At 65.5% G+C, this 14,483-nt stretch carries 14 protein-coding genes and 1 tRNA gene; 7 read left to right on the plus strand and 8 right to left on the minus strand.

Features of this window, described 5'->3' with window-relative positions; genetic code table 11:
• Positions 1–9: 9 nt before the first annotated feature.
• The 3 genes from G365_RS0104965 to G365_RS0104975 all read right to left on the minus strand — a co-directional run bounded on the left by G365_RS0104965 (position 10) and on the right by G365_RS0104975 (position 1,806).
• Positions 10–279 carry a hypothetical protein gene (locus G365_RS0104965; protein WP_019644403.1) on the minus strand — a complete coding sequence of 90 codons (270 nt, stop codon included), beginning with the start codon at positions 277–279 and terminating at the stop codon, positions 10–12.
• Between the two features lie 135 nt (positions 280–414).
• A complete protein-coding gene (locus tag G365_RS0104970) occupies positions 415–1,092 on the minus strand; it encodes an RluA family pseudouridine synthase (protein WP_019644404.1) in 678 nt (225 codons plus the stop codon).
• A gap of 69 nt (positions 1,093–1,161) precedes the next feature.
• Positions 1,162–1,806: a TetR family transcriptional regulator gene (locus G365_RS0104975; protein ID WP_019644405.1), complete on the minus strand. Its 645-nt coding sequence runs from the start codon at positions 1,804–1,806 to the stop codon at positions 1,162–1,164.
• Between the two features lie 167 nt (positions 1,807–1,973).
• On the opposite strand from G365_RS0104975, the gene G365_RS0104980 reads away from it, so the two are divergent.
• The gene (locus G365_RS0104980; RefSeq protein WP_019644406.1) at positions 1,974–3,158 is read left to right on the plus strand and encodes an arabinose transporter; all 1,185 of its coding nucleotides are present in this window, start codon (positions 1,974–1,976) and stop codon (positions 3,156–3,158) included.
• 118 nt (positions 3,159–3,276) lie between these two features.
• Here G365_RS0104980 and G365_RS0104985 read toward each other — a convergent pair whose 3' ends face one another.
• Complete coding sequence (locus G365_RS0104985; RefSeq protein WP_019644407.1) at positions 3,277–4,707, minus strand: DUF945 family protein; 1,431 nt, start codon at positions 4,705–4,707, stop codon at positions 3,277–3,279.
• A 227-nt stretch (positions 4,708–4,934) separates the two neighbouring features.
• Between G365_RS0104985 and G365_RS0104990 the strand changes: the two genes are divergently transcribed.
• The 3 genes from G365_RS0104990 to G365_RS0105000 all read left to right on the plus strand — a co-directional run bounded on the left by G365_RS0104990 (position 4,935) and on the right by G365_RS0105000 (position 8,502).
• Positions 4,935–5,753: an alpha/beta fold hydrolase gene (locus G365_RS0104990; protein WP_019644408.1), complete on the plus strand. Its 819-nt coding sequence runs from the start codon at positions 4,935–4,937 to the stop codon at positions 5,751–5,753.
• Between the two features lie 152 nt (positions 5,754–5,905).
• Positions 5,906–7,801 carry a hypothetical protein gene (locus G365_RS0104995; protein WP_019644409.1) on the plus strand — a complete coding sequence of 632 codons (1,896 nt, stop codon included), beginning with the start codon at positions 5,906–5,908 and terminating at the stop codon, positions 7,799–7,801.
• A gap of 119 nt (positions 7,802–7,920) precedes the next feature.
• Positions 7,921–8,502 carry a pyridoxamine 5'-phosphate oxidase family protein gene (locus G365_RS0105000; protein WP_019644410.1) on the plus strand — a complete coding sequence of 194 codons (582 nt, stop codon included), beginning with the start codon at positions 7,921–7,923 and terminating at the stop codon, positions 8,500–8,502.
• Positions 8,503–8,661: 159 nt separating this feature from the next.
• On the opposite strand, the gene G365_RS0105005 is transcribed toward G365_RS0105000, so the two are convergent.
• Positions 8,662–8,737 (minus strand) — tRNA-Glu (locus G365_RS0105005).
• Positions 8,738–8,893: 156 nt separating this feature from the next.
• Between G365_RS0105005 and G365_RS0105010 the strand changes: the two genes are divergently transcribed.
• Positions 8,894–9,433 carry a GNAT family N-acetyltransferase gene (locus tag G365_RS0105010; protein ID WP_019644411.1) on the plus strand — a complete coding sequence of 180 codons (540 nt, stop codon included), beginning with the start codon at positions 8,894–8,896 and terminating at the stop codon, positions 9,431–9,433.
• 74 nt (positions 9,434–9,507) lie between these two features.
• Here G365_RS0105010 and aroC read toward each other — a convergent pair whose 3' ends face one another.
• Both aroC and fabI read right to left on the minus strand, forming a co-directional pair.
• A complete protein-coding gene (gene aroC / locus G365_RS0105015; RefSeq protein ID WP_019644412.1) occupies positions 9,508–10,596 on the minus strand; it encodes a chorismate synthase in 1,089 nt (362 codons plus the stop codon).
• Between the two features lie 6 nt (positions 10,597–10,602).
• Entirely contained in the window at positions 10,603–11,439 is an 837-nt protein-coding gene (fabI, locus tag G365_RS0105020) for an enoyl-ACP reductase FabI (RefSeq protein WP_019644413.1), read from the minus strand.
• A 142-nt stretch (positions 11,440–11,581) separates the two neighbouring features.
• On the opposite strand from fabI, the gene G365_RS20405 reads away from it, so the two are divergent.
• Positions 11,582–12,880 (plus strand): YihY family inner membrane protein, encoded by a 1,299-nt coding sequence (locus G365_RS20405; protein WP_019644414.1) that lies wholly within the window; start codon positions 11,582–11,584, stop codon positions 12,878–12,880.
• A 184-nt stretch (positions 12,881–13,064) separates the two neighbouring features.
• Entirely contained in the window at positions 13,065–13,907 is an 843-nt protein-coding gene (locus G365_RS0105030; RefSeq protein WP_019644415.1) for a DUF2189 domain-containing protein, read from the plus strand.
• Here G365_RS0105030 and G365_RS20410 read toward each other — a convergent pair.
• Complete coding sequence (locus G365_RS20410; RefSeq protein WP_155976120.1) at positions 13,891–14,241, minus strand: winged helix-turn-helix transcriptional regulator; 351 nt, start codon at positions 14,239–14,241, stop codon at positions 13,891–13,893. The two genes, G365_RS0105030 and G365_RS20410, sit on opposite strands and share 17 nt — an antisense overlap.
• Positions 14,242–14,483: the final 242 nt, after the last annotated feature.

Here is a 14,483-nt window from a genome sequence, read left to right on the forward strand (position 1 = left end):
CGGCGGGCCTTATTCCGCCGGGGCCGGTTCCGGCGTGGTGTCCGGGTCGTTAAGAGTCACCATGCCGGTGGCGACGAAGGTGCGTTCCAGCTGCCATAGGGCAAGAATGGCAACCGGGGCCATAATGGCGGAGACGACACCGGCGGTCTTCAGCGGTGTTGGCAGGCCCAGTGCTTCCAGCACCAGCAGGCAGACCACGCTCAACGATTCCCAGACCAGTACAAAGGGGCCCAGATTTTCCAGCAGGGTGGCTTTTTCCAGAATGGCTTTGGTCGGCATTGTCATCCCCCCTCTGTTGTTGCGTGGCGTGACGCACGGCAGCAGATAAGAAAAACCATACCCCAAAAACGAGAAAATAGCAGTATCATCCGTAAGGGTATATCTGGGCGGACAAGCCTGTTCAGGGCTTAGGGCTCAGTCCTGCCAGCCGCAGGCGCGCAGGGCCTGCACCATGTGCGACGGCGGCGGCGCATCGACGGTGATCGGCGGCTTTTCGGCATACAGCGGAATGGTGACGGAACGGGAATGCAGATGCATGGCCCGGCGGTCGGCCTGACCATACAGCGGGTCGCCCAGCAGCGGCGCGCCGATGGCGGCCATATGGACGCGGATCTGGTGGGTGCGGCCGGTGCGGGGGTAGCATTCAATCCACGCCAGCCCATCGCGGGACCGCCCCATAACGCGGTAATCGGTGATTGATTCCTGCCCTTCCTTGGGGTCAACCACCATACGCCAGCCCCCGGTGGGGGTCATCTTGCGCAGGGGCAGGCTGACGGTGCCGCTGTCCTGCTCCGGCGCGGCGGTGCAGACCGCCCAGTAAACCTTGCCGACCTTACCCTGCTGGAACAGCTTGCCCATCCGCCTCAGGCCCTTGTGGTGGCGGCCAAGGATCAGACAGCCGGAGGTGTCACGGTCCAGCCGGTGGGCCAGCGCCGGGGGGCGGGGATGTTCGAAGCACAGATGGCGGAAGGAGTCTTCCAGATTGGGGCCGCCGCCGGGCCCGGCATGGACCGGCAGCCCGGCAGGTTTGTTGATCACCAGAATCAGGCGATCTTTGAACAGCACTCGGGACTGAATTTCCTGCGGGGTCATGCGATGGTGGTCCGGCAAAAGGGGCTAGCAGCGGCAGATACCCTATTTCCGCCGGAACGGGAAGGCCTGTCAGCCTGTTGGGGGATCAGGGTGGCGGGCGGTCAGGGCGGCGCACAGCATCCCGCTCAGCATATCGGCATAGGCGGTGATCTCCTCCGCCGGGCGGGGCCGGGCGGAAAACTGTTTACCGACTCCGCTTAAGGTATGGATCAGCAACTCGGCCAGCAGTGCCTGCCGTGATAGCGGCAGATCAGGGCGGGTGGTGGCGATGAAGGCCTGCATTGCCTGTGCGGTTCCGGCGCGGGCCTCCTGCGCTTCCAGGGTGTCACGGTACAGCGGCGCGGCATCACTGAGGGCACCGCGGATCGCGGCTTCGTCACATTCCGATTGCAGAAAAGTATGGGCCAGCCGCCGCAGCCGGTCCGGCGGGGGCAGGGTGGCATCGGCCAGAATCTGTTGCAGCAGGGCGGCGGTCTGCCGCCATTCATCACTTTGCAGGCGGAACAGGATCGCCGCCTTGTTGGGGAAGTACTGGTACAGCGACCCAACGCTGACCCCGGCCCGCTCCGCCACCCGGGCAGAGGTGAAACGGGTGGCACCGTCGCTGCGCAAAACCTGAACCGCAGCCTCGAGGATCGCGGCGACAAGATCGGCAGAGCGGGCCTGCTTCGGGGTCCGGCGTGAGGAAATCTGCGGGTTCTGGCGGTTGGTCATGACGACGGACCTTTCAGGGCGGGAATGCGAATTGCCGCAGATCCCCGACGGGCGCAGGATCAAACACGACGAAACCATCAGGTTTTATAGCACGTCGGCGGGCCGGGGGCACCGGCCCGCCGATGCACTGCCGGATGCTCCGGCATACTCTCTGAAGGATATCTGCGATGACAGGATCTGTTCCTGCCACCGACAGCCGGGTGTTCGCCACCCTGCTGCCGCTGACGGTGGCTGTGTTTTTGGCCTTTCTGACCATCGGCATGCAGTTGCCGGTGCTGCCGCTGCACCTGAAGACGGTGCTGGGCATGGGGCCGGTGGTGATTGGTGTGGTGGTGGGGGCGCAGTTTGCCGCCGCGCTGCTGTCCCGCGCCGGGGCGGGCACCTTTGCCGATCTGCGTGGGAGTCGGCGGGCGGTGTGGGCCGGGCTGGTGACGGCGGCGGCCTCCGGCGTGGTGACGGTGCTGTCCCTGCCGTTTGTGAGTGTTCCGGCGCTGTCGGTGGCGGTGCTGCTGCTGGGGCGGGTGGTGCTGGCGGTGGGGGAAAGCCTGATCATCACCGGCGCGCTGGGCTGGGGTGTCGGGCTGGTCGGCCCGCAGAATGCCGGGAAGGTGATGGTGTGGAACGGTATCGCCATCTATGGCGCCTTCGCGCTGGGGGCCCCGCTGGGGGTGGCCGTCTCGGCGCGCTGGGGGATGACCGGGGTGGGGCTGGCCACGGTTGTGCTGCCGCTGGCTGCCGGGCTGTTGCTGGGCGGTATGCGGACGGTGGCACCGTCGGCGGTCCGGCGGACCCCGTTTTACCGGGTGCTGGGGGCGGTGTGGGTGCCGGGGTTGGGGCTGGCGCTGTCCAGCATCGGGCTGGGGGTGATTTCGGCCTTTGCCGCCCTGCTGTTCACCGCCCGGGGCTGGGGCGATGCCGGGCTGGTGTTCACCGCCTTTGGGGTGGCGTTCATCCTTGCCCGTCTGCTGTTCGGGTCGTTGCCGGACCGTCTGGGCGGGGCGCGGGTGGCGCTGGTCAGTGTGCTGATCGAAGCCGTCGGAATGCTGGTGATCTGGGGGGCGGAGACAGCGGCGATGGCCTGTCTGGGGGCGGCGCTGACCGGGTTCGGTTATTCGCTGGCCTTCCCCGGTTTCGGGGTGGAGGCCGTGCGCCGGGCCCCGCCGCAGACGCGCGGTCTGGCAATGGGGGCCTATGTCGCTTTCCTCGATCTGGCACTGGGGATCACCGGCCCGCTGGCCGGGGTGCTGGCGGACAGCCGGGGGTTGGCGGCGGTGTTTGCCGCCGGGGCGGCGGCGGTGGCGCTGTCGGCGCTGGTGGCCCTGCGGCTGTGGATGCAGCCTCGCCCGGCGTAAAGGTCTGGCCCGGCCAGACAGAACGTGGTCAGACAGAACGCGGTCAGACAGAACGCGGTCAGAAAGGCAAACCCCGGACAGAGGTGGCTCTGTCCGGGGTCTGTGTCTTGGTCTGGCTTTACTTCTTCGGCGGCACCGGTGTCACGGCGGGTTCCGGCGGGGTTTCTTCTTCCAGCTCGCCCTCGTCCGGATATTCCTCAGTGTCATCATACAGGCCGCCCCCCAGCAGCCCGCTTTCGGCCAGCGGCTGGTCGAGCAGGGCATTCAGGGTTTCATCGGCGGTCAGCAGGCCCATTTTCACCTGTTCGGCGGCCAGCGGCAGGTTGTTGACCTTCAGCACGGCGTCTTTCAGGGAGTATTCCGACTTCAGACCGTCGGCGGTGGCGACGGCGAATCCGGTGGCAACGGCCATCTGCACCTGTTCCTTCGGCAGATTTTTACTGGACACGTTGATCTCGCCCGATGACGACAGCAGGGTGGTCAGCGAGACCGGCCCGGTGGCCGACGGGGCTTTGCCGATGGTCACCGCCATCTTACCGGCGACGGTGCCGTTGATCTGGTCACTGTTCAGGGTGCCGGTCAGCACCGGAATGGAGATGCCGAACCCGTTGTTGATCACCCCACGCAGATCTTTGCGGAAGGCTTCATCTTCCTCGGCGGTGATGTTCTGCAGGAAGTCAGACTTCTCCATCAGGTCCGACATCCGCTTCAGCGGGGCCAGATCCATGCCGGTGATGTGGATGTCCAGTGCGGCATCAGACACGGTCTGGCCGCTGGCGGCGCCCTTCTTCAGGCGGGTGCCGATGCGGATATCCAGCCGGTCACCGTTCTGCAGCGCCTCGGCGGTGTATTTCAGCCCTTCGACCTGGGCTTCGGTGCTGCTCAGCTTCTCCAGCGCCACGGTGCCGGTGCCAAGGCCCAGCGCGATATCGGAGTAATCGCCGGTGACGGAGAAGCCTTTGACGTCAATGGCCTCTCCCTTGCCGCGCAGTTCGGCGCTGGGGAAGGTGAAGGTGAAGCGGGCGGCTTTGCCGTCGGTTTCCACCATACCGCCGGCGGGGGCGGTGGTGACGCTTTCGCCGTCTTTGTTCACCTTCATTTCCGGCAGGGTGTAATCGGTCTTGATCTGGCCCTGATAGCCGACGCTGCCGGCCCCGCTGAGGGTCAGGCGCTTGCCCAGCACTTCGGTCAGGTTTTTGTCAATCTCGCCGGTCGGGCTGACCGACCAGTTGATCCGTGCGGCTGAGCCCGGCAGCAGCAGATGAGACAGGCTGTAGGTGACTTCGCCGACCGGCAGGTCTTCCGGCGGGATGGCGGCTCCGGTCAGTACCGGCTTAACCTGAAACGATCCCTTGGCCGACAGCAGGCCGGTGGTGTGTTCCAGCTTGGTGATTTCCATGCCGGTTTCGGTGCCCGGGCGGGCGGCATAGGCGCGGAAGGCGGCCTCGGTCTTGGTTGCCATCACATGGCTGGCACCGATCCAGCCTGCGGCGGCGGCCCCCAGAACGGCAACGGCGGCTCCGGCGGCTTTGACGGGTGTTGAAACCATAGCTATCTCCTGCCCCACAAGATAAGTGCGTTATGCGTGTATTGGTTGGATGATCTCCTGTAAAGCGGTTTATAGCAGGGTCCTGCGGCTTTTACTGTGATGCAACGGGACCATATCCATATTTTTTTGCGATGCAGGGCAGAGGGGGGACGGGGCTGGTCAAGTTGCCCCGCTGTATGATGTTATCAGCCGCTCTTTCCTTTCCCCCTGACCCGGACCATGCCGCCATGACTGATGCCGCGACCCTTTCCCCCTGCCGGACCCGTATCCAGCGCGTGGCGGTGACACTGCCCCATGCCGCCGGAGAGGTGACGGTGCAGGAGTGGCTGCCGGAGGGGGATACCGGTGCGGCACCGGTGCTGCTGTTCCATGACTCGCTGGGCTCGATTACGCTGTGGCGTGGCCTGCCGGAGGCGCTGGCCCGGGCCAGCGGGCGGCGGGTGATCGCCTACGACCGGCTGGGGTTCGGGCAGGCTGACCGGCGGACTGACACGGTCAGCGGCGATTTCGTTCTGGAAGAGGCCGAAGTGGTGGTGCCGCAGCTGCGGGCCGCGCTGGGGATCGGGCCGTTTGTTGCCATGGGGCACAGTGTCGGTGGCGGCATGGCGGTCTGCACCGCCGCCCGCCACACCGACTGTACCGGGCTGGTCAGCATCGCCGCGCAGGCCTTTAACGATGACCATATCCATACCGGGGTGTCTGCCGCGAAAGCCGCGTTTTCCGAGCCGGGGGCGGTGGAGCGGCTGGCCCGCTATCATGGCCCGCAGGCGGCATGGGTGCTGTCGGCGTGGATCGATACCTGGCTGGACCCTGCCTTTGCCGGCTGGTCGCTGCGCCCGCTGCTGGCCGATGTGCGCTGCCCGGCGCTGGTGATCCACGGGGCTGATGACGAATACGGTGGCCCCGATCATGCCCGCACCATTGCCGCCGGGGTCAGCGGCCCGGCGGAGGCGGTGATTATGCCCGGTCACGGCCATATGCCGCACCGCGAGGATGAGGCCGGGGTGCTGGCCCGTATCACCGCTTTCCTGCGGCCCGTCGCCTGACTCTCAACCCCGGCGTTTTTGGGCCGCAGGGCGTTTCGGGGCAGGGTTGAACCTGTGGTCTATGGTCCATCCGGCTGATTCTCAAGGCATCTGTATCGGGCGACAGTGGGGCTATTCCCTGTTTTGCCCCATTGCGCATAAGGATGCCCGCGATGTCGCTCCGCTGCCGTATTCTGGCCGCTGCCCTGATGGTTTCTGCCAGCCAGCCCGTCCTGACGGCTCCGTCCATAGCGCAGACTGTGCCGGGTTCAAATACGGCGGGCCCGAATACAGCCGGGCAGCGCCCGACCGATGCCCGCAGTTACTGTGACCGCCTGCGCAGCCTTGACGGGCTGAAAGAATACGCGGTGGCGATGATCACCGTCGCCAAGGCGGTTGCGGCCCTGCCGGAGGCGGACCCCCGCCGTAAAGATCTGGCCCGCCTATATGCGCAGGGCATTGATGATGACAGCGGCAGCCTTCAGGCCCGGTTGCTGGAGAGGATCAACGCCGCGGTCCCCCGGCAGGATGCCTATAATCAGGATCAGGTGGTGCAGCAGTATCTGCCGTGGTTTGCCGCCTGTGCCAGCGATATGAAGACGGAGTCCGGTCTGGCCCCGCAGGCTGTGCTGTTTCTTAATCCGCTGGGGCAGGAGCTGCCACGCTTCTATGATGCCGCCCCGGACCGGCGGGGTGACCAGCTGCGCCAGAGTATGGGGGCATCGGGGCTGGGGGGACTGAACACCCGGGAGATTGAAGCGGCGACCGGTCTGCCGTTCCGTGGAATGAATCCGCGCTGGGTGCTGCCGATGGCGGTGGCAATGCAGGGGGCAGACAGTTTTGTGCCCGGCTATGCCCGGCAGGCCACGGCCCGGCTGGAAGCGCTGGGCCGGGCTGCGGTTGCCGCCCGCCAGCAGACGCAGGATATTCAGCAGGGGCTTCATCCGGCCTGCGAACGGATTGCTGCCAGTCCGGCGGTGCAGGCATTCACTGCGGCGGTCCGGGCCGCAGCGACAGAGCGGGTGTCGTCTGATACGCTTGCCGCCACCGCTGCCCGTCGTTTTGATACCGCACAGGGCACGCTGGCGGCGGAGATCAGCCGCCGGATCCGGGCCGCTGCCCCCGAACCGCAGAAGCAGGCAGAGCTGGTGCGCCAGTACAACACCATTCTGGATGCCTGCGCGGTCCGGTTGGTGGAGACGGACACTTTTCTGATGTTTGCTGACGATGTCACCACCCCGGAGCGGGTTGACAGCCAGCGCGACAGCACCCGGCGCGGCAGACAGCCGCTGTTGAATTACAACGGTGAAAAGCCGGTGGGGGCGGACCGGATCAACGGCAAGTGGGCATCGCTGTATGCCTTTCTGTATGACGATGCCAACACCCTGATCGCCGCCGGATCGACCGCTGCGGTGGCCGAAATGACGGCGATGACTGAAGCGATGGTCAAAAACCGCGCTGCCGCCGCCGCAAAGGCTGAGGAGGAGGCGTATGCCGGGCTGCGGGCCCTGTACGCCTTCCGCACCCATCCGGCGCTGGCACAGTCGTTTGCCGCCTGCCTCAGCGGCGAGCGCCCCTACCAGACTGCGATCCTCACCGCCCTTGAGGCCGAGGCACAGACTGTCACCACGGTGAAAGAACAGCAGGCCCTGCAACAGACGGCGGCCTTCCGCCGCGCCAATCTCGACACCGTTGTCACCGCCCAGTGCCTGTACCGCCTTAACTTCGGCATGGTGATGGCCGAGGTTGATAACCCCGGCATTGCAATCATGCTGGCGGCGGATACCAAAGACCTGAAGCGGGATGATCCCGCCACCAAATACACGCCGAAGGCCCTGACCGGGATTGCCGCTTATCTGTCGATGGGGGCTGTTGAGTTCCACGAAGGGGTGGTGGGCAAATATCTGCAGGGGGCGATGGACGAGCTGAACGGTCAGACCGCCTACACCCGCAAACAGGCGGAGACCCTTCAGTCGGGAAAAATGGTGGTCGGGCTGGCCGGGTCAGCGGCGGAAGAGGCGATTTACGCCAATCTGGTGCAGCCCCTGCTGGATGGAAAGGTCAAATGACGGGGACAGGGGCGATCGACTGATTTGCCTGCCCTCTTTTGGCACCCCTCTTTTGGCACCCCTCTTCCGGGCCGGGCGAAACCCGCTATTCTGTCGGGATAAGGTACGGGAGGGGGGCGATGACCCTGTCAGAGATTGAGGCCGCGGGCTGGGCGGCATTGCAGCAGGCAGCGGCGGATCCCCATGCGGGCTTCCGGACCGTGACGCTCTGTTCCGTTGATGCCGCCGCGGCCCCGCAGGCGCGGATGGTGGTGCTGCGGGCCTGTGACCCGGCCCGGCGGACGCTGGAAATCCACACCGATATCCGCAGCCCGAAATGGGCAGAGCTGATCGCCGACCGGCGCGTCACCGTCCTCGGATACTGTGCGCAGACCCGCCTGCAACTGCGCCTGCCCGGCACCGCCACCCTGCACGGCCCGGAGACCCCGACAGCCGCCGCAGCATGGGACCGTCTGCCGCCGTGGACCCGCAGCACCTATGCCGGTGGCCCGCCGGGGGATGAGCGTGCCTTTGCCGGGCCGGGGCAGCCGCTTGGGGCGGAGCCCCCGGCAGATGGCGCAGGCCGCGCCTGTTTTGGGGTGATCGTGGTGCAGGCGGTGGCGCTCGACTGGTTCCGCCTGCAGCGGCAGGACAACCGCCGCGCCCGTTTTCACTACGGCCCGGATGGGGCGCTGACGGCGGCGGCATGGGTGAACCCGTGAGGGGGGTGTCATCGCATCGGCCATTGCCTGTTTGCTCAACGGAAACGGTGAGCCGTTTATGGTCGGGGCACAAATAAAAAAAACAAGGCCAGCAAGCCTTGTTTGGGTCTGAAGCTGATCTTCAGATGCGCTTTTCGATGTGGCACTCTGCGAGGAGAGTGGCGTCCCCACGGGGATTCGAACCCCGGTTATCGCCGTGAAAGGGCGGTGTCCTAGGCCTCTAGACGATGGGGACGTCGTTGGCGTGGCGGGTTTTTACCCATTCCAACGGTTTGATGCAAGACCTTTTTTCAAAAAAGTTTCAGCGGCGTCTCTGGCCGTTCCGGCGGGGGCGGAGTACAAGGGTAAACCTTATGCAAAACCCCGTTCAGACTGCCCCGGAGCCTGTTTTATGAGCACCCTGCTTGTGGTCCGCCCGTCGGAAGAGGTCGATCTGCCCGCCATTCAGGCCATCTATCAGCACCATGTGCTGACCGGCACCGGCACGTTTGAGGAAGATCCGCCGTCGCTGGCGGATATGACTGCCCGCCGGGCCAAGGTGCTGGGCGGCGGCTATCCCTATCTGGTGGCGGTGGATCCTGTTGACGGCAGCGTGGCGGGCTATGCCTATGTCGGGCCCTACCGCGAGCGGTCGGCGTATCGTTTTATGGTCGAGGATTCGATCTACATTGCCCCCGGCTGTCAGGGGAAAGGGGTGGGCCGACTGCTGCTGACCGCCCTGCTGGCGGAATGTGAGGCACGCGGCTATCGCCAGATCGTGGCGGTGATCGGTGATTCCGGGAATGCCGGATCAATCGGGCTGCATACGGCGCTGGGCTTTCAGCATGTCGGCAGGTTCGCCGCCGCCGGGCTGAAGTTTGGCCGCTGGCTGGATGTGGTGTTCATGCAGAAGGCCCTTGGCGAGGGCGCGGAGACAGTGCCGGGCGCCTGACGGAGCCCTGAGGGGACCTCTTCTTCAGTCTCGTGATATAAAAAAGGAGCCTCCAGGGCTCCTTTTTTACAGTGTCATCCCCCGCATTGCCCACGGTGGCGCAGCAGGTGGTCGGCGAGGGTGACGGCCATCATCGCCTCCGCCACCGGAACGGCGCGGATGCCGACGCAGGGGTCGTGACGGCCCTTGGTGCGCACGTCCACATCCGCCCCGTGGATATCGACGCTCTGGCGCGGGGTCAGGATCGAGGAGGTCGGTTTGACCGCCATACGGGCAATCACCGGCTGGCCGGTGGAGATGCCGCCAAGGATCCCCCCGGCATGGTTGGACAGATACCGGATGCCGCCGTCCGCGTTGACGCGCATCTCGTCGGCGTTGTCCTCGCCGCTGTAGGCGGCGGTGTCGAAGCCGTCGCCGATCTCGACACCTTTGACGGCGTTGATCGACATCAGCGCCTTGGCCAGATCAGCATCCAGCTTGTCATAGACCGGGGCACCGAGGCCGGTGGGCACGTTTTCCGCCACCACTTCGACGATTGCCCCGCAGGAAGACCCGGCCTTGCGGACGGAATCAAGATAGGCTTCCCAGTCTGCGACCACGCCGGGGTCAGGGCAGAAGAACGGGTTGGTGTTGACCGTCTCCCAATCCCAGCGGCTGCGGTCGATGCGGTGCGGGCCAAGCTGCACCAGAGCGGCGCGGATGAGAACCCCGCCGGGCACCAGTGCATTAAGGACAGCCCGGGCAACACCGCCCGCCGCCACCCGCATCGCGGTCTCGCGGGCGGAGGAACGGCCCCCGCCGCGATAATCGCGGATGCCGTACTTCTGCCAGTAGGTGACATCGGCATGGCCGGGGCGGAACTGCTGGGCAATCTCGCCGTAATCCTTCGACCGCTGATCGGTGTTTTCAATCAGCAGGCCGATTGGGGTGCCGGTGGTCTGTCCCTCGAACACCCCGGACAGGATGCGGACGGCGTCCGGCTCCTGCCGCTGGGTGACGAAGCGGTTCTGGCCCGGTTTGCGCCGGTCCAGCCAGGGCTGAAGATCAGCTTCCGACAGGGGGATGCGCGGCGGCACCCCATCCACCACACAGCCGATGGCCGGGCCGTGGCTTTCGCCGAAGGTGGTGAAGCGGAACAGGGTGCCGAAACCGTTGCCAGACACGGGGGATCAGTCCTTCTTGTAATAGGCCAGCAGGTCAGACAGCTCCCCGGCGCTGGCGGGGTTGAGCATGCCGACAGTGTGATAGCCGGAGTCAACGTGCAGCACTTCGCCGGTGACGCCGGAGCCGAGATCGGACAGCAGGTACAGGCCGCTGTTGCCGACGTCTTCGATGGTGACGTTACGGCCCATCGGGGCGTTCAGTTCGTTCCAGCGCAGGATCAGGCGGAAGTCACCGATGCCGGAGGCGGCAAGGGTCTTGATCGGACCGGCGGAGATGGCGTTGACGCGGATGTTGTTGGGGCCGAGGTCGGCGGCCAGATAGCGCACGCTGGCTTCCAGCGCGGCCTTGGCGACGCCCATCACATTATAATGCGGCATCACCTGTTCCGCCCCGTAATAGGACAGGGTGACCAGCGACCCGCCGTTCTTCATCAGCGGCTGGGCGCGGCGCGCCACGTCGGTGAAGGAATACACCGACACATGCATACAGTTGAGGAAGTTGGGCAGGGTGGTGTTGTAGTACGGGCCCTTCAGCTCTTCCTTATCGGAGAAAGCGATGGCGTGCACCACAAAGTCAAGGCCGTCCCATTCCTGCGCGATGGCGGCGAAGCAGGCGTCCATGCTGTCAGAATCGGTGACATCGCAGGACAGAACCAGCGGACTGTTGACACTTTCTGCCAGCGGGCGCACACGGCGTTCCAGCGCGTCCCCCTGATAGGTGAAAGCGAGCTGAGCCCCTTGGGCGGCGCAGGCCTTGGCGATGCCCCAGGCGATGGAGCGGTCGTTGGCAACGCCCATAATCAGGCCTTTTTTGCCCGCCATAAGCTGGGAGGACGCGGTCATCAGGGAACCCTCTGTCTGTGTTAAATCCGTGCAGCAGTGCTACAAAGAAGGCGGCATCCTACACCAGTTGTGCATGGCGTCAAAGATTACGGAAGAGGAGTGTGAAGACGATGCCGTTAGGGCAGGGGAGCCGGAAAAAGCGATGAATGCCAGAAACGGGCATAAAACGGGCGGATATAAACTGTCGGTTCGGCGGCTGACGGCCCGGGAATCCGGGTTACCGGCTTTCGGGCTGCATCTGGCCCGGCGGGCGCAGCGCGACGCGGTGCTGCGGGCGGCGGGGGCCCTCAGCTATACCTCGCTGCTGGCGGTGGTGCCGTTTCTGACGCTGGCGCTGGCGGCGCTGGGGCTGTTCCCGGTGTTTGAGGATGTGCGCGGGGCGGTGCAGGGCTTTATCTTTGATAATTTCGTGCCCACCGTCGGCACCACCCTGCACCGTAATCTGGCGCGTTTCATCGGGGCAGCGGGGCGGCTGACGCTGGTCGGCACGCTGGGGCTGACCGTGACGGCGGTGCTGCTGCTGGCCAGCATAGAGCGCACCTTCAATGTGATTTTCCGGGTCAGCCGCCCGCGCCCGCTGGTGCTGCGGGTGCTGCTGTACTGGGCGTTCCTGACGGTCGGGCCGCTGCTGCTGGGGGGGATGTTCTCGCTGGCGTCATGGGTGATGGCGCAGGGGCTGCGCCAGCAGGGGGTGCCTGTACTGCTGGATCTGCTGTCGGCTCTGGCGCCGGGGGCGGTGACTTTCGCCGGGCTGGTCGGCCTGTATTATCTGGTGCCCAACCGCCGGGTACGGCTGTGGGATGCGCTGCTGGGGGCGGCGGCGGCGGCGGCGCTGTTCTGGCTGCTGCGCAGCGGCTTTGTCGCCTTTATCAGCAATGTCCGCACGTATGAGAGTATTTACGGCACGCTGGCGGTGGCCCCGCTGTTTCTGGTGTGGATCTATCTGTCGTGGGTGGTGGTGCTGTGCGGGGCGGAGCTGTCGGCAGCCCTGCCGGAATGGCGGCTGCGCCGGATCGGCCTGTCGGACCACGGCGGGCTGGGGCGTCTGGTGATGGCGCTGGACCTGCTGCGGGCGCTGGAGGGGGCGAGCCCGCGCGGGGCCGGGCTGGACCGGCAGGGGCTGCTGGCTGTGACGGCCCTGTCGGAAGAGGCGGTGATCCTGCTGCTGAACCGGCTGTCGGCAGCGCATTTTGTTGCCCGTGCTGAGAACGGGCGCTGGGTGTCAACCCGCTCCCCCCATGATGCAACGGTGCAGGACCTGCTGCTGGCGCTGGAGATCGGGTTGCCGGATCCGGCGGACCTTTTACCCGCCGGGCTGGAACAGGCAATGCTGGGACCGGCCCTGACCGAGGCCCTGACCGGCGCGGCCCGGATGCAGGCGATCAGCCTGTCGATGCCGCTGGACCGTGTGATGCGCGATCTGCCGGGAGGGAGCGGGTAAGCCAAGGGGCGGAGGCCCGCGCCCGGCGCGTGAGGGACCAAACAAACAAGGGACCAAAAAACAAAAAACCAAACAAACAACCAATAATTTTAAGGGAGTCGACAGCGGTGGCCGGATGTCTGCTTGCTGTCGTGTAGAACGGTTCCATAATGGCAGACAGGTGCCCCGGTAGGGATGACCCGCCATGACCGCTCCTGATCCAGTCCCCGGTCCTTCACCCGTCCCGGCCCCGGGCCGTGATCCTGCCGCTGACCGGCGGCGGGCGCTGAATATGCTGCCCTACGGCGACCGGGTGATGCTGATCGGCAGGGCCGATGTGTGGGGCTGGCTGCGTCTGGGCTGGCGGGATTACTGCCGTCATCCGGGGCGCAGTACGGCCTATGGGGCGGTGTTTGTCCTTCTCGGCTACGGGCTGGTGTTCGGCCTGAAGGCGCTGGGGATGCTGTATCTGATCACCCCGATGATCGCCGGTTTTCTGCTGATCGCGCCGCTGCTGGCGCTGGGGTTTTACGCCCTGTCGCGGGATGCCGAGCAGGGCCGGCCGCCGTCATTGTGGCGGGCCCTGAACGCGTGGCAGGACAACAGCTTCCATGTCATCACCGCCGGGTTGCTGCTGATGCTGTTTATGATGATCTGGGTGCGGATCGCGGCCCTGATCTTTGCGCTGTTCTTCCCCTATACCGCCCTGACGTGGCATGCGGCGTTCGAGGCGCTGCTGACGCCGGACGGCCTGTTGTTTCTGGCGGTCGGTACGGTGGTGGGCGGCGGGATGGCGGTGATCGGCTTTACCTTTTCGGCCTTCAGCCTGCCGTTGCTGCTCGACCGCCGGGTCGATGCCTTTGCCGCCGGATACCTCAGCGGGCTGGCGGTGCTGGCCAATCCCGGGCCGATGCTGCTGTGGGCGGCGGTGATTGCCGGGCTGACCGGAATCGGGCTGCTGACCGGCTTCCTCGGCCTGATGATCACGCTGCCGGTGCTGGGGCATGCGACGTGGTATGCCTACCGCCGGGTTATCCGCTGGGAGTGAGCTGACGGCCAAAAGCGGCCATCGCCTCGACGACCGGGCGCACCTGTCGGCCAAGCGGGGTCAGGCGGTAATCCGTGCGCGGCGGTACGGTGGGGTAGGTGGTCTTTTCGATCAACCCTTCCTGTTCCAGAAAGCGCAGCCGCTGCGACAGCATTTTCGGGCTGATCCCGGACAGGGAGTGGAGCAGTTCGGAATACCGGCGGGTGCCGCCAAGCAGGTCGCGTAGGATACGGGTGGTCCACCGTCCGTCGAGAATCCGCGCCGCCAGCGCCACCGGGCAATCCGGCTGGCAGGGGGATCCGGCAGGCGGCAGAACGGGCGGAGCAGCGGGCATGGCCGTAACCTTTGATGGGGAAACCTCTGACGCGGGACCGGAAACGTTTTTCTGAAGTTAAAAAATTTTCAAAAACTGATGGTTTTTCCAATACTTACCAAAAAGTAACCTCTTCCCGCCGCAAAGTCAAAAGCCTACAGTCTGGTCTGTGGCGGGCATGTGGGCATGGGGCCCGCAGCGGAGAGTGTTTTCTTTCAGGAACAGGATGGTTCTGCGGCACTGCCACAAGGTGGTTTTGCGGC

Source organism: Novispirillum itersonii subsp. itersonii ATCC 12639, from assembly GCF_000381985.1.
Taxonomy (GTDB): domain Bacteria; phylum Pseudomonadota; class Alphaproteobacteria; order Rhodospirillales; family Rhodospirillaceae; genus Novispirillum; species Novispirillum itersonii.

Excerpts from the sequence above, each read along its gene's own strand:
- G365_RS0105000 (WP_019644410.1), top strand. The coding sequence starts at position 7,921 with ATGACCCTGTCAGAGATTGAGGCCGCGGGCTGGGCGGCATTGCAGCAG.
- G365_RS0104970 (WP_019644404.1), bottom strand. The coding sequence starts at position 1,092 with ATGACCCCGCAGGAAATTCAGTCCCGAGTGCTGTTCAAAGATCGCCTG.
- G365_RS0104995 (WP_019644409.1), top strand. The coding sequence starts at position 5,906 with ATGTCGCTCCGCTGCCGTATTCTGGCCGCTGCCCTGATGGTTTCTGCC.
- G365_RS0104975 (WP_019644405.1), bottom strand. The coding sequence starts at position 1,806 with ATGACCAACCGCCAGAACCCGCAGATTTCCTCACGCCGGACCCCGAAG.
- G365_RS0105010 (WP_019644411.1), top strand. The coding sequence starts at position 8,894 with ATGAGCACCCTGCTTGTGGTCCGCCCGTCGGAAGAGGTCGATCTGCCC.
- G365_RS0104965 (WP_019644403.1), bottom strand. The coding sequence starts at position 279 with ATGCCGACCAAAGCCATTCTGGAAAAAGCCACCCTGCTGGAAAATCTG.
- G365_RS0105030 (WP_019644415.1), top strand. The coding sequence starts at position 13,065 with ATGACCGCTCCTGATCCAGTCCCCGGTCCTTCACCCGTCCCGGCCCCG.
- G365_RS20410 (WP_155976120.1), bottom strand. The coding sequence starts at position 14,241 with ATGCCCGCTGCTCCGCCCGTTCTGCCGCCTGCCGGATCCCCCTGCCAG.
- G365_RS0104990 (WP_019644408.1), top strand. The coding sequence starts at position 4,935 with ATGACTGATGCCGCGACCCTTTCCCCCTGCCGGACCCGTATCCAGCGC.
- G365_RS0104985 (WP_019644407.1), bottom strand. The coding sequence starts at position 4,707 with ATGGTTTCAACACCCGTCAAAGCCGCCGGAGCCGCCGTTGCCGTTCTG.
- G365_RS20405 (WP_019644414.1), top strand. The coding sequence starts at position 11,582 with ATGAATGCCAGAAACGGGCATAAAACGGGCGGATATAAACTGTCGGTT.
- G365_RS0104980 (WP_019644406.1), top strand. The coding sequence starts at position 1,974 with ATGACAGGATCTGTTCCTGCCACCGACAGCCGGGTGTTCGCCACCCTG.
- fabI (WP_019644413.1), bottom strand. The coding sequence starts at position 11,439 with ATGACCGCGTCCTCCCAGCTTATGGCGGGCAAAAAAGGCCTGATTATG.